Annotated in this window: 30 protein-coding genes and 1 pseudogene; 30 read left to right on the top strand and 1 reads right to left on the bottom strand. The window is 46.5% G+C overall.

Annotated elements, in window-relative coordinates; translation table 11 throughout:
• Window positions 1–131: 131 nt before the first annotated feature.
• The 30 genes and pseudogenes from FYJ45_RS26645 to FYJ45_RS26500 form a co-directional block, all read left to right on the top strand.
• A pseudogene (locus tag FYJ45_RS26645) lies at window positions 132–875 on the top strand (ParA family protein); the annotation flags it as partial.
• A 1-nt stretch (window position 876) separates the two neighbouring features.
• A complete protein-coding gene (locus FYJ45_RS26640; RefSeq protein WP_154468052.1) occupies window positions 877–2,040 on the top strand; it encodes a ParB/RepB/Spo0J family partition protein in 1,164 nt (387 codons plus the stop codon).
• Window positions 2,030–2,401 carry a hypothetical protein gene (locus FYJ45_RS26635; RefSeq protein WP_154468051.1) on the top strand — a complete coding sequence of 124 codons (372 nt, stop codon included), beginning with the start codon at window positions 2,030–2,032 and terminating at the stop codon, window positions 2,399–2,401. The genes FYJ45_RS26640 and FYJ45_RS26635 overlap by 11 nt, the downstream gene beginning before the upstream one ends.
• Window positions 2,394–2,837 (top strand): hypothetical protein, encoded by a 444-nt coding sequence (locus FYJ45_RS26630; protein WP_154468050.1) that lies wholly within the window; start codon window positions 2,394–2,396, stop codon window positions 2,835–2,837. Before FYJ45_RS26635 ends, FYJ45_RS26630 begins: the two co-directional genes overlap by 8 nt.
• On the top strand, window positions 2,821–3,048 hold the full coding sequence (locus FYJ45_RS26625; RefSeq protein ID WP_154468049.1) for a hypothetical protein: 228 nt from the start codon (window positions 2,821–2,823) through the stop codon (window positions 3,046–3,048). Before FYJ45_RS26630 ends, FYJ45_RS26625 begins: the two co-directional genes overlap by 17 nt.
• A 3-nt stretch (window positions 3,049–3,051) precedes the next feature.
• Complete coding sequence (locus FYJ45_RS26620; protein ID WP_154468048.1) at window positions 3,052–3,279, top strand: hypothetical protein; 228 nt, start codon at window positions 3,052–3,054, stop codon at window positions 3,277–3,279.
• Entirely contained in the window at window positions 3,276–3,674 is a 399-nt protein-coding gene (locus FYJ45_RS26615; protein ID WP_154468047.1) for a single-stranded DNA-binding protein, read from the top strand. Before FYJ45_RS26620 ends, FYJ45_RS26615 begins: the two co-directional genes overlap by 4 nt.
• 22 nt (window positions 3,675–3,696) lie before the next feature.
• Window positions 3,697–4,266 (top strand): hypothetical protein, encoded by a 570-nt coding sequence (locus FYJ45_RS26610; protein ID WP_154468046.1) that lies wholly within the window; start codon window positions 3,697–3,699, stop codon window positions 4,264–4,266.
• A gap of 732 nt (window positions 4,267–4,998) precedes the next feature.
• Window positions 4,999–5,355, top strand: a complete 357-nt coding sequence (locus FYJ45_RS26605) for a P27 family phage terminase small subunit (RefSeq protein WP_154468045.1) — start codon at window positions 4,999–5,001, stop codon at window positions 5,353–5,355.
• Window positions 5,356–7,038 (top strand): terminase large subunit, encoded by a 1,683-nt coding sequence (locus tag FYJ45_RS26600; protein ID WP_154468044.1) that lies wholly within the window; start codon window positions 5,356–5,358, stop codon window positions 7,036–7,038.
• 6 nt (window positions 7,039–7,044) lie between these two features.
• Entirely contained in the window at window positions 7,045–8,307 is a 1,263-nt protein-coding gene (locus FYJ45_RS26595) for a phage portal protein (RefSeq protein WP_321170319.1), read from the top strand.
• A 20-nt stretch (window positions 8,308–8,327) separates the two neighbouring features.
• Window positions 8,328–8,939, top strand: coding sequence for an HK97 family phage prohead protease (locus FYJ45_RS26590; protein ID WP_154468043.1), 612 nt, complete (start codon window positions 8,328–8,330; stop codon window positions 8,937–8,939).
• Window positions 8,940–8,971: 32 nt separating this feature from the next.
• Window positions 8,972–10,201 carry a phage major capsid protein gene (locus FYJ45_RS26585; protein ID WP_154468042.1) on the top strand — a complete coding sequence of 410 codons (1,230 nt, stop codon included), beginning with the start codon at window positions 8,972–8,974 and terminating at the stop codon, window positions 10,199–10,201.
• Between the two features lie 64 nt (window positions 10,202–10,265).
• Window positions 10,266–10,610 (top strand): phage head-tail connector protein, encoded by a 345-nt coding sequence (locus tag FYJ45_RS26580; protein WP_154468041.1) that lies wholly within the window; start codon window positions 10,266–10,268, stop codon window positions 10,608–10,610.
• Window positions 10,594–10,962 carry a phage head closure protein gene (locus tag FYJ45_RS26575; RefSeq protein ID WP_321170318.1) on the top strand — a complete coding sequence of 123 codons (369 nt, stop codon included), beginning with the start codon at window positions 10,594–10,596 and terminating at the stop codon, window positions 10,960–10,962. Before FYJ45_RS26580 ends, FYJ45_RS26575 begins: the two co-directional genes overlap by 17 nt.
• Window positions 10,941–11,372 carry a hypothetical protein gene (locus FYJ45_RS26570; RefSeq protein ID WP_154468040.1) on the top strand — a complete coding sequence of 144 codons (432 nt, stop codon included), beginning with the start codon at window positions 10,941–10,943 and terminating at the stop codon, window positions 11,370–11,372. The genes FYJ45_RS26575 and FYJ45_RS26570 overlap by 22 nt, the downstream gene beginning before the upstream one ends.
• Entirely contained in the window at window positions 11,365–11,700 is a 336-nt protein-coding gene (locus FYJ45_RS26565) for a hypothetical protein (protein WP_154468039.1), read from the top strand. Before FYJ45_RS26570 ends, FYJ45_RS26565 begins: the two co-directional genes overlap by 8 nt.
• 6 nt (window positions 11,701–11,706) lie before the next feature.
• Window positions 11,707–12,276 (top strand): major tail protein, encoded by a 570-nt coding sequence (locus FYJ45_RS26560; RefSeq protein ID WP_154468038.1) that lies wholly within the window; start codon window positions 11,707–11,709, stop codon window positions 12,274–12,276.
• Between the two features lie 49 nt (window positions 12,277–12,325).
• Entirely contained in the window at window positions 12,326–12,724 is a 399-nt protein-coding gene (locus tag FYJ45_RS26555; protein ID WP_154468037.1) for a hypothetical protein, read from the top strand.
• Between the two features lie 197 nt (window positions 12,725–12,921).
• Window positions 12,922–15,477, top strand: coding sequence for a phage tail protein (locus FYJ45_RS26550; RefSeq protein WP_154468036.1), 2,556 nt, complete (start codon window positions 12,922–12,924; stop codon window positions 15,475–15,477).
• The gene (locus FYJ45_RS26545; RefSeq protein ID WP_154468035.1) at window positions 15,477–16,358 is read left to right on the top strand and encodes a phage tail family protein; all 882 of its coding nucleotides are present in this window, start codon (window positions 15,477–15,479) and stop codon (window positions 16,356–16,358) included. The genes FYJ45_RS26550 and FYJ45_RS26545 overlap by 1 nt, the downstream gene beginning before the upstream one ends.
• A gap of 4 nt (window positions 16,359–16,362) precedes the next feature.
• A complete protein-coding gene (locus tag FYJ45_RS26540) occupies window positions 16,363–17,529 on the top strand; it encodes a siphovirus ReqiPepy6 Gp37-like family protein (protein WP_154468034.1) in 1,167 nt (388 codons plus the stop codon).
• Window positions 17,530–17,536: 7 nt separating this feature from the next.
• A complete protein-coding gene (locus FYJ45_RS26535; RefSeq protein WP_154468033.1) occupies window positions 17,537–18,442 on the top strand; it encodes a hypothetical protein in 906 nt (301 codons plus the stop codon).
• Between the two features lies 1 nt (window position 18,443).
• On the top strand, window positions 18,444–20,030 hold the full coding sequence (locus FYJ45_RS26530; RefSeq protein ID WP_154468032.1) for a hypothetical protein: 1,587 nt from the start codon (window positions 18,444–18,446) through the stop codon (window positions 20,028–20,030).
• 347 nt (window positions 20,031–20,377) lie between these two features.
• Complete coding sequence (locus FYJ45_RS26525; RefSeq protein WP_154468031.1) at window positions 20,378–21,562, top strand: RNA-directed DNA polymerase; 1,185 nt, start codon at window positions 20,378–20,380, stop codon at window positions 21,560–21,562.
• Complete coding sequence (locus tag FYJ45_RS26520; protein WP_154468030.1) at window positions 21,456–21,842, top strand: hypothetical protein; 387 nt, start codon at window positions 21,456–21,458, stop codon at window positions 21,840–21,842. The genes FYJ45_RS26525 and FYJ45_RS26520 overlap by 107 nt, the downstream gene beginning before the upstream one ends.
• A gap of 4 nt (window positions 21,843–21,846) precedes the next feature.
• Window positions 21,847–22,068 carry a CD1375 family protein gene (locus tag FYJ45_RS26515; RefSeq protein WP_154468029.1) on the top strand — a complete coding sequence of 74 codons (222 nt, stop codon included), beginning with the start codon at window positions 21,847–21,849 and terminating at the stop codon, window positions 22,066–22,068.
• Window positions 22,069–22,085: 17 nt separating this feature from the next.
• Window positions 22,086–22,709, top strand: a complete 624-nt coding sequence (locus FYJ45_RS26510) for a phage holin family protein (RefSeq protein WP_154468028.1) — start codon at window positions 22,086–22,088, stop codon at window positions 22,707–22,709.
• A gap of 59 nt (window positions 22,710–22,768) precedes the next feature.
• Window positions 22,769–24,439, top strand: coding sequence for a glucosaminidase domain-containing protein (locus tag FYJ45_RS26505; RefSeq protein WP_154468027.1), 1,671 nt, complete (start codon window positions 22,769–22,771; stop codon window positions 24,437–24,439).
• Between the two features lie 10 nt (window positions 24,440–24,449).
• Window positions 24,450–24,680: a hypothetical protein gene (locus tag FYJ45_RS26500; protein ID WP_154468026.1), complete on the top strand. Its 231-nt coding sequence runs from the start codon at window positions 24,450–24,452 to the stop codon at window positions 24,678–24,680.
• Window positions 24,681–24,927: 247 nt separating this feature from the next.
• Here the strand turns inward: FYJ45_RS26500 and FYJ45_RS29915 are convergent, their stop codons facing one another.
• Complete coding sequence (locus FYJ45_RS29915) at window positions 24,928–25,251, bottom strand: hypothetical protein (protein ID WP_195842004.1); 324 nt, start codon at window positions 25,249–25,251, stop codon at window positions 24,928–24,930.
• Window positions 25,252–25,394: the final 143 nt, after the last annotated feature.

Below are 25,394 nucleotides of genomic sequence, written 5' to 3'. Positions count from 1 at the left end.
GTTCTTCCGAATTATGCAAAGTCTAAAGAGCCCGTACACTTTATATAATCAACAAAGTGTGGGCTCCACTTTGCATAATAACTTACTTTTCATAACCAACGTTATGCGAAGCTTCGCATAACGTTGGTAAAACCTTCACAGCGGCCAACATGGCGCACGTACTAAACAACCAGGGTAAAAGCGTACTGCTTGTAGACAATGACAAGCAAGGGAATTTATCTAAACTGTTTGGAGTATACCAGGACGACGTAGAGAGCGGCAGCGCAAAGCTGTTACGCGGCTGGTATAAAAGCATTAACGACCTGCGGGTAGTATTACCGGGATATGCCGGGCTGGATATTATACCCGCCAATATGTCACTATTGCAGGCCACAAACGATTTAACGGTAGCAGCAGACGCCGACCAGGTAGAACGGTTTAAGCCATTATTACAGGCATACCCGTTAGAGCCGGAAAAGACGTACGATTACGTTATTATCGACAACCCGCCGGATTTAGGGTTAAACGTAATTAACGCCCTGGCTGTATCTGACGACGTAATAGTACCTACGAAGGTGGACGCCTGGGCGCTGGAAGGATTAGACACAATCATAGACCAGGTGGAAAGTATGAAGCAGATAAATAACAAGCTGCAATTTACTGGCGCCCTGGTTACTATGTGGCAAAATGACGACGCGAACCGGGCAGGCCTGGAATGGCTACACGAAAAAGGCTACAAGCTGTTTAATACCGTTATTTGGTATGGCAAGGCAGCGGCAGAAAGTACGTTTTTCGGTAAGACAATTACAGAGTACAAGCCGCGAAGCTGGACGGCGCGCGACTATAAAAGATTTGTGGCAGAATACCAGGAATTAACAGGACAGGGGGTACGATAATATGGCAGCATTTAACATTTTAGACATGATGAACAATAAAGCCAGGGCGGCAGCAGGCACCACAGCCGGGACAGAATACAAGGAAATATACTTAAGCCCGTACGAAGTGAAGGAAGCGCCAAAGAATACGCGCCAGGAATGTAAGGACATAGACAAGCTGGCAGACAGCTTTTTACTGGTAGGACAAGAACAGCCCACAGTATTGGCAAGAGTAAACGGAGAATACCGCATAATCGACGGCCACCGCAGAAACCTGGCGAACATTTACAACCTGGAACGTGGGTACCAGGAATATGCAAAGGTGCGTTACTTCTACCGGGATATGTCGGAAATTATGTACGAACTGGCATTACTGGCCGGGAATGGATACACCCAGGAATTAACCGACTACGAGAAAACAGAACTTGCAGCCAGGTTAAAGGCAGCATTAGAAGCAGCCAGGGACGCCGGGGAAATCACGATAGAAGGCCGCATACGTGACCTGGTAGGCGAAATCCTGGGAGAGAAGCCCACGAATATGGCACGTATTGAAAAGATTAACAACAATGCGGAACCGGAAATAAAAGAGCAATTCAAAGAAGGCAAAATAGGTATAAGTGCAGCGTACGAAGCTGCAAAGCTACCACCGGAAGAACAGCAGGCCATAGCAGCCAGGGCGGCAGCAGGCGAAAACGTGAAAACGAAGGAAATAGCCCAAAAAGTAGCGGAGAAAATAGCAGCAAAAGCCCAGGACAAAGCAGACAAGGCAGCGGAAGACGCCGAAAAGGCAGAAATAGACGCCCAGGCAGCCATAGCAGACGCAGCAGACAAGCAGGCACAGGCAGAAATTGAAGCAGAAAACGCCAGGGAATTAAAGCGCTATGTAGAAGATAAGGCCAACGCTTCCAACGTGTCCGAAACGGACACCGAAAGCCAGTTAGTAATAGGCTTACCGGAGAACCGCGACACCTGGACTAATAGAGAATGGGGCATATACACAGTACGCAGCCTTATGTATCACGTAGACATAATGGGCGTAGACGACGTAACCGAACTGCAAGGCATTTTATTTAGGCTGGAAGCCAGGGCAAAAGGCGAAGAACCGGAACAGGAACCACAGCAAGAACAGTTACCGGGACAAATGAACATAAACGACCTGGAAGGAGTGGCACAAAATGGAGAGTAACGAAAAATACCGCGTTAGCTGCATAGTTGACAATACGCAGCCGGAAATAAAAGCAATGCAAGAAAAGGACATGAAAAAACGGCTATTATGCGAATTGGAAGAAGTGTTATGCAGCGGGGACATGGTAACGATTAAGGTTACAAGAGAAGAAAGCCCGGATATTTACGGGTTTTGCAATGTGGGCGCCAGCCGCGTTACATATACCGCGAACCTGGGCGTAGTACAGGAAATGCCAATTATGATAAATGCGGAGCCGTTCAGAAAATCCACGGGCAGAAATCACAGAAAGAAAGACAGAGCAAGGGCACGCCTGGCAAGAGCGCGACGCCGCAAACTGTTAGAGAGGTTAAAGCATGAATAGACGGCAGAAAAAGAAGGCCTACAAGAAAAAGTACGGCCATAACCCACCAAAGACCGAAGTAAAATACTACGGTAAAGAATGGGGCAGGATAATGGCCAGGACAATGGAAACAGTAGCGGAAAGCATACGCGCCGCTATTCCGGTAATATGTGACACCCTGGAAAAATTCGCAAGGGCTACAAGGGAAACAACAGAGAGAATAAAGACCATGCCGGAAGACGAATTTTTAAGGTTCCTGGATAACCTGGAAACGGAAGGCGCCAAAGCAATGGCAAGGCAGATAAGGAGAAACGGGCAATATGGATTACATACAAGCAACGCGGGAAATATTGGAAAGAGCGGCAAAGAAGGAAATACAGCGCCAGGAACGACAGATAATACAGGACTTTGCGGCAGCAGGACAGATAACACCGCAGGGAATGAATACGGCAATTAAAAACCTGCAAGCAACATTAGCAATATGCAGGCAGCAGCAGGCGTTAGTAATTGCAAATGCAGCCACGGCAGCAGTTATTAGAAAAAATTTTGACCGGGAAGAAGTGGAAATTATCATAAGCCCAGCAGTAGAAACCTTAACCGCATACGTGGTACAAGACGAAGAATTAAAACAGCAGCTTTTACAAAGCATTGATAAAAGGGGGTATTAAACCATGACAGCAACAATTAACTTAACAGCAGTACTAATTACGCTTATTATTTGCGAAACGCTTTACGCATTATGCAAGCTGGCAAATAAGGACAAAGCAAAAGCAACGAAGAAGGAAGAAATAAAGGTATTAGAGGTTCCGGCATTTATGAACCAGCGAAGAAGCACCCAGGAACAGCGGTTAGTAGATTACGTAGAAGGCCAGGTAAAGAAAGGGGAAGCGACAAAATGAATATAGCAGCATTAAGCGGGCGTCTGACAAAGACGCCTACTACCAGGTACGGCGGCCAGGATAACAGCGTAGCAATTACACGCTTTACGCTTGCTGTAGACGACGTAGGCGCAGCAGATTTTATTAACATTAAATGCCTGGGGCGTACAGCGGAATGGGCGGAAAAGTGGTTAAGCAAGGGCAGCAAAGTAGAAGTAACAGGGAAGATTAAAACAGGCCATTATACAAAGGACGGCCGGGAAGTATACTACACCGAAATACTGGCAAGTTCTTTAGGCTTCGGAGAAAGCAAAGCGGAAGCCGAAGCAAGACAAGGAAGCCAGCAGGCAGCAGTAGACGAAGGCGGGTTTATGAGTATCCCGGACGGAGTGGACGACGAATTACCGTTTAGCTGAAAAGAAAGGGGAAATATAAGGCATGGAAAATATAGCAGAAAACGCAGCAGCAGAAACAGAGGAAAAAGAAGGGGTATACATAGCAGTTACCGAAGAAGATTTACAGGCCATGTTACAGGCCGCAGCAAAAGAAGCCATTAAGGAACTGCGAAAGGAAGAAGCGAAAGAGAAGAAGAAAAACAAATACCATGATACATTTAGCCTTATGCGCTGCTACAGGGACGCGGTTTTCCATATCGAAAACGCAATAAGCGAAGGCACACAATTAGAACTTGAAGACATGACGGAAGAACAGCAGGAAACCTATTTACGCAGCGTAAGGCGTACAAGGTTTAAGACTTTACTTATGACTGCGAATATAGACAAGGCCATAGACGAAATGGCAAAGCGCAGGAAGGCAGCAGGCAGGGAAGTAGAATACCAGGTATTCGATATGTATTTTATGCAGGGCATGAGTTACGAACAGATAATAGACCAGGTGGAGAAGGACACCGGGGAACGCCTGGGAAAGAACACGCCACGGCGCTGGGTAACAAATATCATAAACGAAATGTCTGTACTGTTATGGGGGCTGGAAGATGAAAGACAATAGAATAATAATTAACGACAGACGGAAGGTTTATATATTCCAGGTGCAAACATTGATAAAGCCGGACGATATGCAGCGCATACGGCAGCAGTTAAAGAAACAAATACAAGAAGGCTGCGTATTACTTCCTGCATACATAAACCTACTGGGTACAACGAAGTAGGGAAAACGTGGTAAAAAGCTGGGGTTTTTATGGTGGTTTAGAAATGGTATTATGATAGCATGAAGATAGTAGCAGGAAGCCGACACAAGGCGCCTGCTATTTTTCTTTCATGTGACAACCTCCGGCCTGGCGCATGAAACCCAGGGCGCCAGGAAAGAAAGAAGGGAAGCTATGAAGAAGTGGGCGGAAGCGTTCTACTTGTCGAAGTCCTGGGAACAATGCAGGGACGCATATTTAGAAAGCCAAAATAATATATGCGAACGCTGCGGCGAACCAGCAAAGATATGCCACCACAGGACATGGCTAACCAGGGAGAATATAAACAACCCATACATAACGCTATGCTGGGACAACCTAGAAGCGTTATGCCAGGATTGCCACAATAAGGAACACCACAAGAAAAAACCGAAACTGCGTTACAACTTCGACGAAGAAGGCAACATAGTGTATACCCCCCTATCGTCCGAAAAAAATTAAGGGGACGAATACCGAGGGGGATACTACAAAAATACCCTGCGGGCGCGCGCGTACGTGGTGTAGGGGGTGGGGTGTACCGGGAAGGAAGGTATTTTATGGCAAATAGCAAAGAAAAGACAAAAGAACAGCGGATTAAGTCGGAAAATACCCGACTTAAAGGCGTTTTCAAGGATTTAGACGAGAATAAGAAAAAGGTTGTAATGCCGCTGATACAAAAGGCTGCTTTTATGCACGTTGAACTAGAGGAATTGCAGAAAGTAATTGAAGAAGAAGGCTGCGTATGCGAGTACAAGAACGGGGAAAACCAGTACGGTACGAAGAAGTCCCCGGAAGTGGACGTATACAACACCATGATAAAGAATTACACCGCAATTATTAAGACTTTAGCGGAACTGGCACCAGCAGCACCAAAGAAGAAAAAAAGCGGCCTGGCGCTGCTTCGTGAAGAATAATTGATACCGTACAAAAATTATATTTATGAGTACTACGCAAAGATATGCAGCGGCGAAATTGTAGTAGGAAAATGGATAAAAACAATATACGAAATAGTCGTAAATGCACTAGAAGCAGGCGACTATTTTTTTAATGCGAAAAAGGCAAACAAGGCCATTAAGTTTATAGAAAATTATTGCCACCATAGCAAAGGCCGCAACGATTTATTAAAGCTAGAATTATGGCAAAAGGCGGCAATTTCTATTATTTTTGGCTGCGTTGATGAACAAAATATACGTATTTTTCGTGAAGTTTTTATAGTAATTGGGCGTAAAAATGGTAAGTCGCTTTTTGCGTCGGCCATTATCGCATATATGGCATACCTGGAACCGGAATACGGCCAGGAAATCTATTGCCTGGCGCCAAAATTAGACCAGGCAGCGTTAGTATATGACGGTTTTTACCAAATGGTAAACAGCGAAGAAGAACTAAAGGCGGAAGCCAAGAAACGACGCAGCGACATATACATAGCAGAAACCAACACAGTAATAAAGCCTATCGCATTTAACGCGAAGAAGTCCGACGGATTTAACCCGCAGTTAGTTGTATGTGATGAAATAGCAGCATGGAGCGGGGACGGCGGATTAAAACAGTATGAAGTAATGAAATCTGCGTTAGGTGCAAGGCGCCAGCCTATTATTTTGTCAATCAGTACGGCCGGATATGTAAACGACAGCATATACGACGAACTTATGAAGCGTTCTACGCAGTTCCTTAAGGGCAGCAGTAAAGAAAAACGATTACTGCCGCTGCTTTACATGATAGACGACGTAGAGAAGTGGAACGACATAGAAGAACTTAAGAAGGCTAACCCTAATATGGGCGTATCTGTTACGGCCGACTTCTTCCGGGAAGAAATAGCGGTAGCGGAAGGCAGCTTAAGTAAGCGCGCAGAGTTCTTATGCAAGTACTGTAACATTAAACAGAATAGTAGTATTGCATGGCTAGAAAGCCAGGTAGTAGAAAAGGCAACGGCAGTAAAGACAATAGACGGCAAGGAAACGCCGTACACATTAGAAGACTTCCGGGGCTGCTACGCTGTAGGCGGTATAGACCTATCACAAACAACAGACCTAACGGCGGCCTGCGTAATTATCGAGCGGGACGGCGTTTTATACTCATTCTGTCAATTCTTTATGCCACACGGCCGCATAGAAGCATTAACAGCCACGGACGGCATAGCATACGACATATTCGTAAAGAAGGGCGTATTAACATTATCGGGCGAAAATTACGTAGACTACCGGGACGTATACAACTGGTTTGTAATGCTGCTGGAAACCTACGAAATACGAACGCTTAAAATTGGCTACGACCGATACAGCGCCCAGTATCTTATTAACGACCTGTCCGGCTATGGCTTCCATACGGACGACGTATTCCAGGGCGAAAACTTAACCCCTGTAATACGAGAATTTGAAGGAATAATTAAGGACGGAAACTTTAAAATTTGCAGCAACAACCTACTTAAAGGGCACTTCCTTAATGTGGCACTTAAACAGAATATGGAAACGCGAAAGTTTAGGCCTGTAAAGATTGAACGCCGCGCCCATATAGACGGCTTCGTATCCGTTATCGACGCAATGACGGTACGACAAAAATATTATGACGAAATAGGCGAACTGCTGAAAAATGCAGCGTAGAAGGGAGTGAGAAAAACGAGCCTTAAAGACTATTTATTCAAAAGCAAAAAGCAAATAGTTATAGACAACTATTTCAAAATGCTAAACGGATACAGTCCGGTATTTACAACATACAGCGGCGGCCTGTATGAAATGGATTTAACCAGGGCAGCGGTACATAGATTTGCTACAATGTGCAGCAAGCTAAAGCCGGAAATTAGCGGCAGCGCTAAACCATACCTGGAAAAGATATTACAATTTAAGCCTAACTTTTTTATGAGTACGCCGCAATTCCTTTACAGGGTTGCGACAATATGGGAAGTGGATAATAACGTATTCATAGTCCCGGTAGAAGACCAGTTAGGCCGCCTTATAGGTTATTACCCTATTTTGCCGCAGCGCTGCGAGATTGTAGAAGCTGGCGGCATTATTTATTTGCGTTATCAGTTTGCAAATGGGGAGTTTGCAGCTATAGAGTTCGACCGCGTGGGAATTATGACGCAGTACCAGTATAGCGACGACCTTTTCGGAGAAGACAACAGGGTATTAAAACCCACTATGCAGCTATTACACACACAAAACGAAGGAATTATTAACGCGGTAAAGAATAGCGCTAATATTCGCTTCCTGGCAAAAGTAGCAAATATGCTAAAACCGGAAGATATTAAAAAAGAGCGCGAACGCTTCACGGCGGATAACTTAAGCGAAGACAACAAAAGCGGCATGATTATTTACGACGGAAAGTTTAGCGAACTGAAACAGGTAGACAGCAAGCCGTATACAGTTAATGCGCTGCAAATGCAGCAAATTAACGAAAATGTGTTTATTCACTTTAGCACCAACATGGAAATTTTGACGAACAAATACGACGAGAATATATGGAACGCATATTACGAAGGGAAAATAGAGCCATTCGCTATTATGCTGTCTATTGTTATGTCAAACATGACCTACACGCAGAACGAAATAAACCGCGGTAATATGATTACCTGGACGGCCAACCGTTTGCAGTACGCCAGCAACGCCACAAAGCTGCAAGTATCTACGCAGCTATTCGACAGGGCATTACTAAACCGCAACGGCGTTATGGATATATGGAACATGGCACACGTAGAAGACGGGGACAAGTACTACATACGAAAAGAGTATACCGAAGTATCCCAGCTAAACGCTGGCGGAGTTCCAAAGCAGCCGACGTATGACGAACCGACAGAACCAACAGAACCAAAGGAGCCGACCGAACCAACGGAACCGGAGCCAGGGGACAACCTGGAAGGCAACCAGGAATAAAGGAAAGGGGTGTATAGAAAATGCCAGTAGTAAAAGAAAGAGAATACAGAGCGCTGGCGGCGCCACTATCCGCAGCGGCAGCAGCAAAGCGCATACAGACGGACTATTACGTAGAAGGTTACGCGACTACGTTTGATAGTCCTTATTTATTATTTGAGTTTTCGGACGGGTGGAAGTATTACGAACGTATCGACAGGCACGCGCTGGACGGCGCAGACATGACAGACGTTATTATGCAGTACGACCATACCGGGCGAGTGTTCGCAAGAACGGGTAAAACCAAGTCCCTTATTATCCAGCCGGATAATGTGGGGCTTTTTGTTTGTGCTGACCTGGGAAGAACCGACGCAGCGCGCGGACTGTACCAGGATATAGAAGCAGAATTAGTTACTAAAATGTCCTGGGCGTTCGTAGTCGCAAAAGACAGCATTACGGAAGACCGCAAAGCAAGAACCATTACAAGGGACGTTTTGGAAATAAAAAAAGTTTATGACGTTTCCGCAGTTAGTAGGCCTGCTAACGAAGAAACCGAAATAAGCGCGCGGAATTTTGCTACGCGGAGTTACGAGCAAATACAGGCGGAGTACCTGGAACGCCGGGCAAAGTTACTAAAGTTAAGAACAATGCTATAAAAATCCAAAAAAGAAAAGGAGAAAGAAACATTATGCACACTTTACAGGAAATCGAAGCAAGATTAGCAGAAATTAACACAGAGATTACAACCAGGGGCGCGGAAATGACCGCAGACGAATTAACAGCCCTGGAAACAGAGGTAGCAGCTTTACAGGAAGAAAGAAGCCAGCTACAGGCAGCAGCAGGCACACAGGAACAGCGTAACAGAATTTTGGCAGCAGTAGCAGCAGGCCAGGCAGTAACAGGCCAGGGCGCACCTACTGTATTACGTTCCTTCCCGGCAGCAGGGGGCAGCCAGGAAACAGGCGACGACAAGTACGCAACAATGCAGTACCGCAAGGCGTTTATGGATTATGTGGTAAGAGGTACCGCAATTCCTACAGAGTACAGAGCCGACGCCGTAACAAAGACCACAGACGTAGGCGCCGTAATTCCTACTACCGTACTTAATCAGATTGTAGAAAAGCTGGAAAGTACAGGTATGATTTTGGCGCTTGTTACAAGAACTGCATACAAGGGCGGCGTTGCTATCCCTGTATCCAGCGTTAAGCCTACTGCAACATGGGTAGCCGAAGGCGCAGGAAGCGACAAACAGAAGAAGACCGCAGCAAAGGACGGCATGGTAACTTTTGCATATCACAAATTACGTTGCGCCGTTGCTGTATCTTTGGAAGTAGAAAATATGGCTATGTCTGCGTTTGAAACATTGTTAATTAACAACATTGTGGAAGCAATGACAAAAGCGTTAGAACAGGCCATTATTTCCGGTACAGGTACAGGCCAGCCGAAGGGTATCATTAAGGAAACACCAGCAACAGGCCAGGCAATCGAAACCGCAAAGCTGGCATACGCTGACATTGTGAAGGTAGAAGGCGCATTACCGCAGGCGTACGAAGCAGGCGCAGTATGGTGTATGTCTAAAGCTACATTCATGGGCTTTATTGGCATGACAGACCAGCAGGGGCAGCCTATTGCACGCGTAAACTACGGAATTGCAGGCAAGCCGGAACGCGTATTACTGGGTAGACCTGTAGTATGCTGCGATTACCTTAACAGCTTCGACGCTGCAAGCACTGGGGACGTAGTAGCGTTCGTATTCAACTTTAAGGATTACGTACTTAACACTAACTACGCAATGGGCGTAAAGAAGTACGAAGACAACGACACCGACGACATGGTAACAAAGGGCGTTATGCTTGCCGACGGTAAGGTAGTAGACAAAAACAGTCTTGTAACCCTTAAGAAAAAGGCGTCCAGCTAATCAGTAACCAATAACACGGGCTGCGGCAACACGTAGCCCGTTATTGATGAAAGGCAGGGAGTGTATGGCAACGCAATTAACAGAAAAGATAAGGGGCGCATTAAGGATTAGCAGCCAGGCGCAGACCATTACCGACGAAATTAACGACTGTATAGAAGCGTGCAAGCGCGATTTACAGCAGGTGGGTGTAAATAACCTGGACGAAAGCGACGCGCTTATTATCCGGGCTATTACAATCTACTGCAAGGCGGAATTTGGATACAGCGACAAGGCGCAGCAGTTTAGGCAGTCGTACGACAGCCTAAAAATTGCGTTATCCCTTATGGAAGAATACCAAACAAAACCGGAGAACACGGACACCGGGACGACGGAACAGGAAGGGGCGGTAGAAAGTGGCGAAGTGGTGTAATGAAATTACTTTGATTACCGAAACCGAACCGGAAGAAAAGACCAACGAAAACGGGTTCGATAATCCGACGCAGGAAAGCAAACGCCTGGTATTTTGCAACAAGAGAAGCATAAGCCAGGGCGAATATTACAAGGCGCAGCAGGCAGGCAAACAGGTAGAAGCCAAAGTAGAAGTACATTGCATAGACTACGCCGGGGAAAACCTGGTAGAGTTTGAAGGCAAGCGCTACAGCGTGCTTAAGACCTACGAGCCGCCGGACAGCGACGTAATAGAACTGACATTAACAGACCTTCCGACGACCGAGAAAGAAGGCCAGGAAGGGGGGCTAATATGGGAGAATTTACAACCATAGGCCTGGAAGAAGTAGCACAGAAATTTTTACGAATGGAAGAAGCGGCCACAAAGGCAGTACCCTTAATGCTGGAAGCGGGCGCCGCTGTACTGGTAAAGGCACAGCAGGACGAAGCGGCAGCAATGGGGATAAAGGAAACAGCGGGCTTTATTCAGTCTATAGCTGCAACGAAGATAAAGGGCGACGATACGGAACGCTACGTAGAGGTATACCCGCAAGGTAAAGCCAAACACGGAAACGACCGCAAGGGAGATAAAAGCAACGTACGTTATGCAACTATCGGATTTATAGCACAATATGGCACCAGTAAAATACCTGCGCGGCCATATATGACAGCAGCGAACGAGAAAGCCCACCAGCAGACAACAGACGCCATGTACGAAGTTTGGCAGGGGGTAAACAATGGCTAAAATTAAAGAGATTTTAGAGCAAAGCGGCCACCCGGCCGCGCGCCTGGTTTGGAAAGTTAAAAAAGGGCAGGAAAAACCAGCCACATATTACACCTTCCAGCGGATTACCAGGCAGCCCGCATTAGTAGCGGACGACGAAGTAAAAGAAGAAGCAGAAACGTATTTAGTAAGAATTATTACCAAGTGCGATTTTGAAGCCCTGGTAGACAAGACAGTAAAGAACCTGCGGGCAGCAGGCTACGGAGTTACGAGCGTAGACCAGGAAAGCTACGAAGAAGCAACAGGGTACTGGATAGTACCCATAACAACACAAATTATAAAGGAGTAAAGAGCCATGACAATAGGTTTAAAAGATTTGGTGTATTCCACCATTACAGAAGGCGAAGGCGGCGTACCTACATACGCAACGCCTAAAAAGCTGGCCGAAGTTATGACGGCCGATTTATCCGTAACAACTGCGGAAGGTACCTTATACGCGGACGACGCAGTAAGCGAAAGCGTAAAAGAGTTCGTAAAGGGCGCCTTAAAGCTGGGTATTAAAGACCTGGAAACCGAAGACGTAGCAACGTTGTTAGGCCAGGAAGTAGACGACGACAAGGTAATTTATGGCGGCGCTGATGATGAACCGCCATACGTAGCCGTAGGCTTCCGAGCAAAGAAGACAGGCGGCAAATACCGTTATATTTGGCTTTATAAAGTAAAGTTCAAAATCCCTAACGAGAAATTCCAAACGAAGGGCGAAGCTATCCAGTTCAATACGCCGGAGATTGAAGGCGAATTTTTCAAACGTCACGACGGACGTTGGAAAGCTGATTACACAGGACTGGAAACCAGCGAAGTGGCAAAGACTTTCTTAACAAAAGTAAGAGAGCCTAAAGCCGCTGCAAGTGCAAGCAATCCATAATAACGGGAAGGAGTGGGCGCAGGCATAGGCTTGCGCCCGATTTTTGTATATGAGCGCAATTAAAGACGGTAGATACCCTATAGAGATAGGCGGACAGGAACGCCATTTATTGTTTTCCCTTAATGCCCTTGACGAAATACAGGACAAATTTGGGGGATATGACAAGCTGGCGGAAGTATTTAACCAGGATAACAAAGACTGGATTAAAAATACAAAATGGCTGCTTGCATTACTGATTAACGAAGGTGCCGAAGAAAACGAACCGGAAGTAACGGAAAAGCAGGTAGGCCGCTGGATACACACAGGAAACATTATTGAAGTGCAAAGCGCAATTTTAAAGGCGTTTGCAGTAGGAACAAATGGCGACAATGAGCCGACGGTAGATACGCCAGGAGAAAACGAAAGCGAAGTAGACACGGGAAACGTGGAGAGCGGGCAGGTATTTTAGACACCGCCCGCCTTTTGTATATTGGCGTAACAATGCTTCGGTACCCGGAACGGGAAGTATGGAAAATGACACCATACAAAATAAATACCCTTTTTGGATACCACAAAGAATATAACCCGCAGCAGTTTAGACACACAAACCAGGCGGAACCGGAAGGCGTGGACGCAATAGACATAGCGTTAGGGGGATTTTAATATATGGCTGATAAAACAGACAGTATAAAAACCAGGCTGGCGTTTGACGGCGAAGCGGAATATAAAGCAGCTTGTAAGGAACTTAACAGTAATTTAAAGTTGCTGGGTTCGGAAATGAAATTAGTTACCGCGGAGTACAAAAACAACGCCACAAGTACGGAAGCATTAAAAGCAAAGCAGGACGTATTAAAGCGCACCTATGACGAACAGGCTAAAAAGGTGGAAGAAACAGAAAAAGCCTTAAAGGCCATGAAGGAAGCCCAGGGGGAAAACAGCGACGGCGCCAAAAGGCTGGAAACTGCGTTAAACCAGCAGAAAACAGCCCTTGCAAACACTAAAAACGCCCTGGACGATACAGACAAAGCATTAGAAGAAGCAGAAAAAAGCGCCGACGACTTCGGGAAAGAGGTAGAAGACAGCGGTAAACAGGCGGACGACGCAAGCGGCCGTTTTAGTAATTTAGGCAGCGTAGTAGGAAGTATAGGCGGCGTAATAGCAAAAGGTGTGGCGGCAATGGGAACCGCGGCAGTAGGCGCAGCCACAGCCCTGGCAGGCCTTACGGTTGCTGGTGGAAAGTATGCGGACGACGTTTTAACAATATCAGCAAACACCGGAATAGCGACAGACAGCATACAAAAGTACCAGTACGCGTTAAATTTCATTGACGGAGATATAAACACATTAACCGCCACAATGGAGAAAAACAAGGCAAGAATGGGCGACGCGGCAGACGGAAATAAAACGTATGCCGCTGCGTACGAAAAGCTAGGGGTTAGTATCAAAAATGCGGACGGAACCTTTAGGGACAGCGAAGAAGTTTACTGGGACGTTATCGACGCCCTGGGGAAAGTAACGGACGAAGTAGAAAGGGACAACCTGGCTACAGACTTGCTAGGCAAAAGCAGCAAAGACCTGCGTACAGTTATCGAAGCGGGCAGCGAAGCATTTAAAGAGTGCGGGGAAGAAGCGGAGAAAATGGGCGCAGTAATGAGCGGCGACAACCTGGCAGCTTTGGGCGCGTTTGATGATAAAATGCAGCAGCTTAAAGCTGGATTAGGCGGACTTAAGAACGCAGCGGCCATGATAGCCTTACCGTTCCTGGATACGCTGGCAAGCGACGGCGTAACAATCCTGGGCGACTTTAGCCGGGGAATACAGGAAGCAAACGGCGACATGGGGAAAATGGCCGAAGTGATAGGCAGCACGTTAAGCAGCGCGGTTAATCTGATAGCTGAAAAACTACCGGAATTTGTAGAAATGGGCGTAAGTATGATCAACTCACTTGTGCAAGGCATAGGCGAAAATCTACCGACCATTATAGACAGTTCCATACAGATTATTAACACGCTAGTACAGGGAATTATAGACCTGCTACCTTCTATTGTGGAAGGTGCCGTACAACTTATAGTATCTTTGGCGCAGGGAATTGCAGACGCATTACCGCAGTTAGTACCGCAAATTGTAGACCTGGTATTATTTATCGTGGAAACGCTGGCGGAAAACATACCAACTATTATACAGGCAGCAGCCGACATTATAGTAGGCCTGGCGCAAGGCCTGGTAGAAGCGTTACCAATGCTGGCGGAACGCCTACCCGAAATTATCGTAGCAATAATTAACGGCCTGGTAGAAGCACTACCCCAGGTTATAGAGTGCGCGGGCGAAATTATCGTAGCCCTGGCAACCGGATTAGTAGAAGCCCTGCCAATTTTGATAGAAAACCTACCACAGATTGTAATAGCAATCGTAGAAGGCCTGGCCGAAGCTATACCGAAGGTAGCCGTAGTTATGTTAGACCTTATACAAAAGGTTTGGGACATACTGAAAGATTTACCGGGCAAAATTTGGGACGCAATCGTAAACGCTATAACAAAGCTGGGAGAATGGGGCACCCAAATGCAGGAAAAGGCACGCGCCACAATGGCGGACATGATAACCAAAATTGTAAACGTGCTTAAAGATTTACCGGGCAAGATTTGGAACACAATTATAACCTGCGTAAATAAAATTGCAGAATGGGGCACCAAAATGAAGGACAAGGCCAAAAGCGCCATAGCTTCGGTATGTACCAGCATTGTAGACGGCTTTAAGGATTTGCCTAACAAGTTAATGAATATCGGTACCAACATAGTACAAGGCCTTTGGAACGGTATAAACAACGCGAAAGACTGGATTTTAGACAAAATTAAGGGATTTGGCGACGCCGTATTAGACGGCCTTAAGTCCTTCTTTGGTATTGCCAGCCCGTCCAAAGTAATGCGCGACCAGGTGGGCGTATTCCTGGCGCAAGGTATTGGCGTAGGATTTACGGACGAAATGGAGAAAGTAAGCCAGGATATTAACAACAGCATACCGCGCGAATTTGACGTACGCAGCAAGGTTAATATTGACGCTGAAACAGACGACGACTACGAACCGAAGGCGCCGAGAGGTTCCGGCGGGGCAGCAGGCGGCATAACAGTAGTTCAGAATATCTACGCAAAAGACACCAGCTACAAAGCACAGCAGAAAGAAGCAGCGAAACAGTTTAAAGACATAGCAAGAGAGGTAGTGGCTTAATGGATTACGAGAAGCTAACATACATAAATTCCAGGGGCGAAACCCTGGAATTTGGTATAACCAGCGTTTACCATTGTAACGTATCCAAAGACGTTACCGGAATTGCTGGTATTGACAACACAATATATAAAACCAACAGTATGGGACAGCATGGCGACACCTACATAGGCCAGCGCTACGAAGCCAGGGACATAACCATAGTAGGAAACATTAACACAACAGACAAAGACCGGGTTTTAGAATTACGCCGCAAGGCGGAAAAGATATTAAACGCGGAACTGGACGCAAAGTTAATATACACCTATAAGGACTTCGTACGCGTGATAGATTGCAGGGTAGACGGGCGCCCGGTATTCAAAAGCAGCAAAGTATTTATGCAGTTTACAATACCTATTACGTGCTGCAACCCATTTTGGAGAGAAGAAGCGGAAGCGAAGAAAGATATAGCCGCCTGGGTATCTTCCTGGGAATTTGATTTTGAGATACCCGAAGAAGGCATAGAACTGGGATACCGCGAACCGTCCGTAATTGTAAACGTATACAACGAAGGCGACGTAAGAAGCGGTATGCGTGTAGAGTTTAGAGCCATTGGAACGGTTGTTAATCCGGTACTTTTGAATGTGAATACGCAAGAGTATATTAAGCTGATTGACACCACAATGGTAGCAGGCGACGTAATAACCATTAACACGGATTACGGCAGCAAAGGCGCTACACTAACCAGGGACGGCGAAGTAATAGACTACTTCCGGCATATCGACGTAGACAGCACATTTATGCAGCTTGCAATAGGCGACAATGTATTTAGGTATGACGCGGAAAGTGGCGTAACAGCCCTGGAAGCGACCATATACCACAGCAATAAGTACCTGGGGGTATAAATTCATGGATAACGTAGAATTAAGAGTATACGACAAAGAATTAACGCCCCTGGGCGTTATTGATGAAATAGCAAGCCTGCTATGGACGCCTACATACTGGAACGAAGGTACAGTAGGCGACCTTAAGTTACTTGTACCAATGACAGAAAACAATAAAAAGCTGCTTAAGAAGGGCAACATAATAGTATTGCACGACGGGGCAGCGGATTATACGGACGAAACAGGAAACTGGCGACGTGGAACGCAAATTAGGTACAGGCATATCACAAAGGACGCCGAAGGCGCCGAACAGATAGAAGTACAAGGCCATTTTTTGAAAAAGTGGTTAAGTAAACGCATTATACTTAACAAAATTGTTATGACCGGGACAGAACAGCAGAAAATAAACCGGATAGTAACGGAAAACCACGGGACTGGCGCAGCAACAAAGCGACAGTTTAAGCAGTTTGTAATACTGGCGCAGGAAGATTTAGGCGGCAGCAGTACAGAATTTGCATACGAAGACTACACAGACGCCGGGAAAGAGATATACAACAGGGCGCTGGCCGGAAAGCTGGGGTATGACATTTTAATAAATGAGAATACCAGGCAGTACGGATTTTGGCTATACAAAGGTAAAGACCTAACCAGCGGCAACAGCGAAGGTAACACGCCTTCTATTTTTTCGCGTGATTTTGACAACGTAAACGAACAGGAATACACGGAAAGCGACGAAGGAAGCAAAAACGTAATGTATGCCACAGGTGCAGCGGACGAAAACGGAACGGCGCCCCTGGTAGAAGTAGACCAGGGCGGCGAAGGAATAGACCGCGACGAAGTTTACGTAGATATGTCAAACATAAGCAGGCAATACACCGAAAACGACGTAGAAATAACGATACCGGAAGCAGAGTATAAAAAAATGCTGGCAGCAGCAACGGCCGACGCCCTGGAAGACTACGGGGAAACGGTATCATTTACGGCAATAATCAATATAACCAGTAACCTAAAATATGGCGAAGACTTTAATTTAGGCGACCGCGTAACCTGCATAGAAAAAAACTGGGGGATACGTATTGATGTACGAATAACGGCCGTATGCCTGGCATATCAGAACGGCACGAAGGAAATAGAAGCAACGTTAGGCGAAAGCCTACCAACGCTTATACAACAAATTAGGAAAGTGAGGTAGCGAAAACATGGCAGCAGAAAAGTATTTTCCGTTCCGTTCGGTATCGGGCGACAGGAAGTACAGCGCGGAAGACTGGGCGGCCTATTTTGCTTTATTCATTGGCAACGGCGTATTTTACAGCAGCGCCGACAGGCTGAAAGTAACAGCAAGCGAAGGAATGAAGCTAAAAGTAGGAAAAGGCGCCGGGTTCATAGCAGGGCGTATGTATATGCTGGAAGCGGACACAACTATAACGCTGGATACCGCAGACGGAGCATTAAACCGTATAGACCGTATCGTATTACGCTGCGACTATACCAACAGGATTATAACGCTTGCGGTTAAAAAGGGCAGCTACAGCGCAAGCCCTACAGCGCCGGAATTAACCAGGGACGCAGACGCGTACGAACTGGCATTAGCTGACGTATACGTAAGTGCGGGCATTGTAACCATTACAGCAGCAAAGATTACAGACCAGCGCTTAAATACTTCCCTATGCGGAATTGTTACCGGATTAGTGGAACAGGCAGACACGCAGGAAATATTTAACGAATTTTACGCGTATTTGCAGGAATTTAAACAAACTACCCAGGTGGATATTGAAGCCTGGACGCAGGAACAGCAGCAGGCATATATTACCTGGTACACAGAACAGCAGCAGGCGTTTGCAACCTGGTACAATTCCCATACAACGGCATGGCAGCAGGAATTTACGACCTGGTTTGACGATATACAGGGAATGTTAGAAGGCGACGTAGCAGCGAACCTAACGAACAGAGTTATTAGGCTGGAAGAAAGAGCCACGGCGCTGGAAAACGACAAGGCGGAACGCGTATTACTGGACGAAGACCAGGTAGCAGCAGGCGAAGAAAACCCGCAGGGCTTTTCTTTGGTAATTAAAAACGGCGCATTATGCGTTAGAAGGGTGGTATAAAATGGAAGTAGGCGAATACTACGAGATTGCAAAAGAGAGTACCAGCCAGGCAATATTAGGCGCGGTACAGGACACAAAAGAAACAGTACAGAATTTCCACGCTGGCGGGGTACCGCCTGCAAACATGAAGGCCATTAGCGCGAAAGTAGGCGACGGAAAGTTAAAAATTACTTTTACAGAGCCGGACGACACGGTAATAGACGGCCAGTTAATTTGTACGGTAAAGGGCTGTATGGTACGTATTAAGGCGGGCAGTTATCCGGTAGACGAAAAAGACGGCGAATTAGTCGTAGATAACACCGAACCGGGCAAATACAGCAGCAACGGAATAGAAATAAACGGCCTGGTAAACGATACAACGTATTACCTGGCATTTTTCCCGTACAGCGACCAGGGGTTATACAATTATAACCAGGCCAACAGACTGGAAGCGACACCGAAGGCCTATATTTTGTACGGATATAAGATTAACAAGAACGACAGCAACCCGGCAACCCGTATTACATATACGGAAATGGCCGTAGGAATGACGCCCGCGGCTATGGATTTTGCAAGCGGTAAGTTTAATTATGGTTCCTGGGCTGGCGCCTGGTTTATCGAAGGTAACAAGCCGTATATGGTAAAAAATGACGGTACCGTAGATTACGAATTAGACGCAAACGACTACACAAAGAAGAAGGACGGAACAGCCAGCGACGTGGCAAACAGCAGCTACGGCGGCAATGCTATGGCGTCCTTCCCACTTATGTGGTTTAAACGCTGGGAAGACAGCCAGTACGAATATTGCAATATTTGTAATATTCAGTTAGACGAAACCTACACGGCATACGCGCACACACGCCAGGACGGCAGCATAATGGACGTTAAGTACCTGGCAATGTTTGAAGGTTCCTATATATCCAGTAAAATGCGTTCGCTGTCCGGCCAGGCGCCTGGCGTATCACAGACAGCAGCTACGGAAATTTCATACGCAACAGCAAACGGCGCCCGCTGGTATACGCAGTCCTTTAGTGAGTGGGCTATGGTAGGCGACTTATTACGCCTTATTAGCCGAAACGATAACGCGCAGGTAGCGTTTGGATACGGCCGCGGCGGAGCCAACGCAGCAATGAACACGGGCAGCCTGGTAGCAAAAGGCCAGTTCTTTGGATACTCCGAAGCACAAAGTACAGTAAATGCAGTAAAGGTATTCCATATAGAAAACTTTTGGGGTAATGTGTGGAACCGTATAGCCGGACTTATGAACCTGTCCGGAAAGATTTATACAAAAGAGGTACCGCCATACAATACAACAGGCAGCGGATACACAAATACAGGCTTAACACCTGCGGGAACGAACGGCGGCTATATCAACTTAACCAAAATGCTGGCAGCAGGGCGCGTAGGGTATACGGCGTCCGGTAGCGCGACCACGTACGCAGCAGACGGCTTTTGGTTTAACAACAGCCAAAGCAACTACGCGCTTGTCGGTGGCGGCTGGGGCTTTGCGGCGGGATGCGGCGCTTCCTGCTTGAGTTTGGGCGATGCCGCTTCGAATGCGTACACGAGCTTTGGCGCCTGCCTTTCTTGTGAACAGCCTGCGGCATAGCCGCCAGCGGGGACACGGGGCGGCCAGCCCCGCATAGATAAGCGGGTACCATAGAGAAAAAGCAAAAGCCAGGTAGTGTAAAAGCTGCCTGGCTTAAAATATACGGATTTACGGGGCGCCGTGGCGCTTGTCGGTGGCAACTGGAACAATGCGGCGTTATGCGGCGCTTCCTGCTTGAATTTGAACAATGCCGCTTCGAATACGAACACGAACATTGGCGCCTGCCATTCTTATTATTCTTTTACAGATAATGCCCCGTATCTTCGGTACCACATGGTAGAAATAAGACCGATAAAGGAAGGGGCTAGTACCAGCAACCTGGGAACGTCCTTTAGGTAATAAGAAAGATGAAAACATACAGTAATTTGTATGATAAGTGCCTAGACCGTGAGTTTATAAAAGCCATGATTATAGAAGCTGCGAAGGGCAAGAAGAAACGCGTAGACGTACGCCGGGTATTAGAGAAGATAGACCATTACGCCGACCTTTTCTACAATATCCTGGAAAAGCAGACCTACAAGGCGCATATACCACGGGCAACCATTATAAACGAAGGTACAAGGCCAAAGAAAAGGGAAATACGAAAGATTAGATTTTTCGACCAGGTAATACACCATATCGTAGTTAAGTCCTGCTATGAAGTATTTACCCGTAGTATGTATGAATTTTGCTGCGGCAGCGTGCCAAACAGGGGCATACACTACGGGAAACACTATATAGAACGCTGGATAAATACCGACCACAAGAATACAAAATACTGCTGTCAAATGGATATACGCCATTACTTCGACAGCGTAGACCATGAGGTATTAAAAAGGCTGCTGCGGCACAAGATTACAGACAGGCGTATGCTATGGCTGCTATATGAAATTATAGATAGCTGCGAAACAGGCATACCGCTGGGGTATTATACGTCGCAATGGTTTGCTAATTTCTTCCTGGAAGGGTTAGACCACTACATAAAAGAGCAGCTACACGTAAAGTATTACGTGCGGTACCTGGACGACATGGTAATATTTGGCCGGAATAAAAAGGAATTGCACAAGGCACGCGCAGCCATAGCCGCATACCTGGAAAATAATTTAAGGCTGCAAATGAAGGGGAATTACCAAGTATTCCGCCTGGACTATATCACGAAGGACGGAAAGCACAAAGGCAGGGCGTTGGACTTTATGGGCTTTAGGTTTTGGCGGGACAGAACCACGCTACGCAAAAGCCTTATGCTGCGGATATGCAGGAAGGCAAAGCGCATAGACAGGAAGCTACGACCAACCTATTACGACGCCGCGGCCATGTTATCGTATATGGGCTGGATAAAGAACAGCAGCACATACGAAATGTACGAAGAAAGAATAAAGCCACACATAAGCGTAAAGCAAATGAAGCAAATAGTAAGTAAAAAATCAAAGGAAGGAGCGGCGACCAATGGTAAAACTGATTTGGAAACAGGTAGTAGGAAACCAGGAAAAGAAGCCAGCATTAACGGACAGCGTAAGCAGCCCGACCACGGTATACATTCGCAAGAATGTTAAAAGGGTACTGATTACCCAGCAGGACGGAAGCAGCGCATACGCCTGGCAGTACGAAGAAGCGGCCTTAACCCTGGCGGAATACGCAGAATACGAAGAACTGGTAGCGCAGATAGAAACGCCAGCTATACAGGCACTACAGGAACAGAACAGTATTTTGCAGGCTGCATTAGCAGACATTTACGAAAGCGTAGCGGAACAGGTAGCGAACCAGGAAAACACAAACCTGGCAATATTAGAAGGGCTGGCAGCATTGTACGAAGCCCAGGAAGGAACGGTATAAAACTATGGAATATGTATACGCAGAACTGGTTAGGAAGGGTAGGAACATTAACACGGTACCGAAAAGCAAAATAGTGCCTACCTGCGTGCTGCTTATTATTAGTCACGACCTAACATACGACCAGGTACCAACAGGCTACAAAACGAAAGTAAAAGAAGCACTTAAGGAACAGGGTTACGACGAAAACGGCGAACCTTTAGTAATTGCGGAAGATACCGCAGAGTAGGAAGGGGAAAAAATAACATGGACGCATTTAAGATTTTAGTAGACACATTGGCACACAATACAATTATTCAACTGGTAGTAATTGCCGTTGTAATGGATACGCTTTTCGGAGCCGGAAGGGCGCTTAAGCAGCACAAGTTTAACAGCAGCGTAGGTATTGACGGCGCAATACGTAAAATATCTATGCTGGTATCCCTGGTATTTTTGGCAGTTATCGACAGCCTGGTACATATTAACTTAATTGGATTTATCCCGGAAGAAGCCAGGGCGTATTTTCCGCAGAGTATTAGCACCATTGGCCTGGCGGAGTTCTTCGGGCTACTTTATTTATGCTATGAAGTGGTAAGTATCCTTAAAAATATGGCGTTATGTGGGCTTCCTGTTAGAAAACTATGGGAAGCAGTACGCAAGTTCCTGGGTAAATACACGGAAGAACTACCGGACACAGAGGAACAGGACAAGCAGGAAGAACAGCGGCATATTATTGCCGTTGCCACCGACAAGGTACCGGAAGGGGCATTAGATGAAAACCCGGACGGCACCGTAAACGTATACAACGAACAAGGCCAGGTAATTGGAACAATACCAAAAGAAGAAGCCGAAGAAATGGCCGCGAACGTATCGGAAATTAAAACAGAGTAATTAAAGCAAAGCCCTGCGGGAAACCGCGGGGCTTTTTTGCGTAGAAGGGAAGCGAAAATATGGCAAGTGAGAAAGTACAAAGGTTTTTAGAAACAATGGTACCGCTGGCGCGGGCAGATATGCAAAAAAGTGGTATTTTGGCGTCCTTAACATTGGCGCAGGAAATCATAGAAAGCGGCTGGCTAACTTCCGAACTGGCAATAAACGCAAATAACCCGCATGGAATGAAGACGCAATTAAGCGGCAACAACTGGCCGGGTAGCACCTGGAACGGGGACGTATACGAGAAGGAAACCGCAGAACAGCGAAAAGACGGTACGTACTATACGGTTGTGGCGCCATTTAGAAAATACAGGACTTTGCAGGAAGCTGTAGCAGACCATAGCGCATATTTGGCAGGCGCCAAAAAGGAAGACGGCAGTTTACGTTATCCCGGAATAGTGGGAGAGAAAGACGCAGCAAAAGCAATACATATAGTGGCGCAAGGCGGGTACGCTACGTCGCTATCATACGAAGAAAAGTTATTAGCAAAAGTAAAACAGTACAATTTAACCCAGTACGACAATGTAGAAAGTGAGGGCGGAACCATGAAAGAAGTTAAAATAATGCTGGACGCAGGCCACTACGGAAAGTATAACCGCAGCCCGGCAGTTCCGGCATATTATGAAAGCGACTTTACGTTTAAGTTTACCAATATGTTAAAGGCAGCATTAGAAGGGTACGGCTTTAAGGTGGGAACGACCAGGACAGACCAGGCCAAAGACCTGGGATTAACAGACAGAGGAAAAGCGGCAGCAGGCTACGACCTGTTTATTAGTATCCACAGTAATGCGGTAGGCAGCGGGGTTAATAATTCCGTAGACTATCCGGTAGCCATTACAATGGTAAACGACGACAAGGTAAGCATTGACGAAGAAAGCAAGGCCGTGGGCGAGATTTTAGCCCAGGTAGTAGCTGCGGCAATGGGTACAAGCCAGGCAGCACGTACATACACGAAGTTAAGCGCGAACGACCGGGACGGAAACGGCATTAAAGACGACGAATACTACGGCGTCCTTCACGGTGCAAAGCTGGTAAGAGTACCGGGCATTATCCTGGAACATTCATTCCATACCAATGCGAAGGCGGCAGCCTGGTTACTGGTAGACAGCAATTTGCAGGCAATGGCAGCAGCCGAAGCGGCAGCCCTGGCAAGCTATTACGGCATGAGGAAACAGGAAAGCCAGGAACCGGAACAGCCACAGCAGCCACAGCAGCAGGAAACAGCAACCTGGTACCGCGTCCGTACGTCCTGGGATAATGCAGCCAGTCAGATAGGCGCATACAGAGTAAAGGACAACGCTATAAAGAACTGCCCGGAAGGCTACACGGTTTACGGGGATAATGGCGCCGTTATTTACAGCAACAAAAAGGAAGACCAGGCAGCGACAAAATGGTATAGAGTACGCAAAAGCTGGAACGACGCAGCAAGCCAGTTAGGAGCGTACAAGGTATACGACAACGCAGTAAACAACTGCCCGGCTGGCTATGCAGTATTCAACGATAAGGGCGAAGTATTGTATAGAATGACTGCGGCGTGTGAATATGTGGTTAAAACTGGGGATACGCTGGGGGAAATTGCGAAGAAGTACGCCACAAGTGTGGATAAAATCGTAAAAGACAATAAGGCGAAGTACCCGGACATTACGCCAAACTTTATACGGACTGGCTGGAAGCTGGTTATTAAGTAGGTGTAGGCGCATGGAGTATAAAGAAGCTGCGGAACGACTGGCCGCCCTGGTAATATGCGGCGAACAGGTAAAAATTGACTGCGAAAACTGCCCGGCTTATAATAAAGACCTGGGGCGCAAGCAGCAACAAAAAGCCTGTAACGATATGCTGGAACCTGGGAAGATTGCCGAAGCCATAGGCGTGGTAAAAGGATACCAGGCAAAACAGCAGGAAACAGTACCGGGCAGTACAAGTAATTAGCACGTAAGAAACAAAAAGCCCGGAAAGTGGCTATTTTAGGCGTTTGAAGTTATGCAAGAGATAATCTGCTGTTCAAACCGTATCAAAATGGTTCAAAAACCCCGGAAAATCAAGGTTTTCCGGGGTTTTACTGTATCTAAACTTAGCTGATATGGTTTGACCAAATTTGGCAAAATGAGAGCCGTTTTCACCCAATTTTTAGTGGTCCGCAAGTGGTTAACCGGCCAAAAAGAGGGCAAAAAGAGGGTCAAGTGGTGCCCAAAGTGGTTAACCGAGAGCCGATTTTGGGATGTTTTTTGGGGTGCTTTTCAGCCCTACTTCCCCTTGTTTTGGTCTGTGGCAGTTTGGCATAGTTTGACCTAATTTGAATAATTGAATATGAATTTGATGTAGCACTCAGTATAAAATGACTGGGTGCTTTTTTCATTTCAGGAATTTGTATTCCGGCGATAGAAAGAGCCGTCACTTCACTTTTCATTTTGGAGTGGCGGCTTTTTCTATTTCCAGAAGCAACAGCAACAATCAGAAATGAGGTGAAGTCAATGAACACGCAAATCATCGCCATCGCCAACCAGAAAGGCGGCGTTGGTTATGAAAAGCTACACATTATGCAAAGTAGGCGATAGAAAACCTTATAAATAAAGGATTCTTTGGTTGATTTACTTTTCATAATCCATCACGATTTAAGTGTATTTTTATCAAAGCACTTAAGGA

Source organism: Eisenbergiella porci (genome assembly GCF_009696275.1).
Classification (GTDB): Bacteria; Bacillota; Clostridia; order Lachnospirales; family Lachnospiraceae; genus Eisenbergiella; species Eisenbergiella porci.
This window is presented reverse-complemented; position numbering and strand designations above follow the sequence as displayed.

What these genes read in the sequence shown, in the direction of transcription:
- FYJ45_RS26630 (WP_154468050.1), top strand. Translation starts at nt 2,394, where the DNA reads ATGAATAGACGGCAGAAAAAGAAGGCCTACAAGAAAAAGTACGGCCAT.
- FYJ45_RS26545 (WP_154468035.1), top strand. Translation starts at nt 15,477, where the DNA reads ATGGATTACGAGAAGCTAACATACATAAATTCCAGGGGCGAAACCCTG.
- FYJ45_RS26615 (WP_154468047.1), top strand. Translation starts at nt 3,276, where the DNA reads ATGAATATAGCAGCATTAAGCGGGCGTCTGACAAAGACGCCTACTACC.
- FYJ45_RS26565 (WP_154468039.1), top strand. Translation starts at nt 11,365, where the DNA reads ATGGCTAAAATTAAAGAGATTTTAGAGCAAAGCGGCCACCCGGCCGCG.
- FYJ45_RS26535 (WP_154468033.1), top strand. Translation starts at nt 17,537, where the DNA reads ATGGCAGCAGAAAAGTATTTTCCGTTCCGTTCGGTATCGGGCGACAGG.
- FYJ45_RS26530 (WP_154468032.1), top strand. Translation starts at nt 18,444, where the DNA reads ATGGAAGTAGGCGAATACTACGAGATTGCAAAAGAGAGTACCAGCCAG.
- FYJ45_RS26635 (WP_154468051.1), top strand. Translation starts at nt 2,030, where the DNA reads ATGGAGAGTAACGAAAAATACCGCGTTAGCTGCATAGTTGACAATACG.
- FYJ45_RS26570 (WP_154468040.1), top strand. Translation starts at nt 10,941, where the DNA reads ATGGGAGAATTTACAACCATAGGCCTGGAAGAAGTAGCACAGAAATTT.
- FYJ45_RS26555 (WP_154468037.1), top strand. Translation starts at nt 12,326, where the DNA reads ATGAGCGCAATTAAAGACGGTAGATACCCTATAGAGATAGGCGGACAG.
- FYJ45_RS26605 (WP_154468045.1), top strand. Translation starts at nt 4,999, where the DNA reads ATGGCAAATAGCAAAGAAAAGACAAAAGAACAGCGGATTAAGTCGGAA.
- FYJ45_RS26560 (WP_154468038.1), top strand. Translation starts at nt 11,707, where the DNA reads ATGACAATAGGTTTAAAAGATTTGGTGTATTCCACCATTACAGAAGGC.
- FYJ45_RS26520 (WP_154468030.1), top strand. Translation starts at nt 21,456, where the DNA reads ATGGTAAAACTGATTTGGAAACAGGTAGTAGGAAACCAGGAAAAGAAG.
- FYJ45_RS26515 (WP_154468029.1), top strand. Translation starts at nt 21,847, where the DNA reads ATGGAATATGTATACGCAGAACTGGTTAGGAAGGGTAGGAACATTAAC.
- FYJ45_RS26580 (WP_154468041.1), top strand. Translation starts at nt 10,266, where the DNA reads ATGGCAACGCAATTAACAGAAAAGATAAGGGGCGCATTAAGGATTAGC.
- FYJ45_RS26510 (WP_154468028.1), top strand. Translation starts at nt 22,086, where the DNA reads ATGGACGCATTTAAGATTTTAGTAGACACATTGGCACACAATACAATT.
- FYJ45_RS26625 (WP_154468049.1), top strand. Translation starts at nt 2,821, where the DNA reads ATGAATACGGCAATTAAAAACCTGCAAGCAACATTAGCAATATGCAGG.
- FYJ45_RS26525 (WP_154468031.1), top strand. Translation starts at nt 20,378, where the DNA reads ATGAAAACATACAGTAATTTGTATGATAAGTGCCTAGACCGTGAGTTT.
- FYJ45_RS26585 (WP_154468042.1), top strand. Translation starts at nt 8,972, where the DNA reads ATGCACACTTTACAGGAAATCGAAGCAAGATTAGCAGAAATTAACACA.
- FYJ45_RS26610 (WP_154468046.1), top strand. Translation starts at nt 3,697, where the DNA reads ATGGAAAATATAGCAGAAAACGCAGCAGCAGAAACAGAGGAAAAAGAA.
- FYJ45_RS26590 (WP_154468043.1), top strand. Translation starts at nt 8,328, where the DNA reads ATGCCAGTAGTAAAAGAAAGAGAATACAGAGCGCTGGCGGCGCCACTA.
- FYJ45_RS26505 (WP_154468027.1), top strand. Translation starts at nt 22,769, where the DNA reads ATGGCAAGTGAGAAAGTACAAAGGTTTTTAGAAACAATGGTACCGCTG.
- FYJ45_RS26550 (WP_154468036.1), top strand. Translation starts at nt 12,922, where the DNA reads ATGGCTGATAAAACAGACAGTATAAAAACCAGGCTGGCGTTTGACGGC.
- FYJ45_RS26500 (WP_154468026.1), top strand. Translation starts at nt 24,450, where the DNA reads ATGGAGTATAAAGAAGCTGCGGAACGACTGGCCGCCCTGGTAATATGC.
- FYJ45_RS26620 (WP_154468048.1), top strand. Translation starts at nt 3,052, where the DNA reads ATGACAGCAACAATTAACTTAACAGCAGTACTAATTACGCTTATTATT.
- FYJ45_RS26540 (WP_154468034.1), top strand. Translation starts at nt 16,363, where the DNA reads ATGGATAACGTAGAATTAAGAGTATACGACAAAGAATTAACGCCCCTG.
- FYJ45_RS26640 (WP_154468052.1), top strand. Translation starts at nt 877, where the DNA reads ATGGCAGCATTTAACATTTTAGACATGATGAACAATAAAGCCAGGGCG.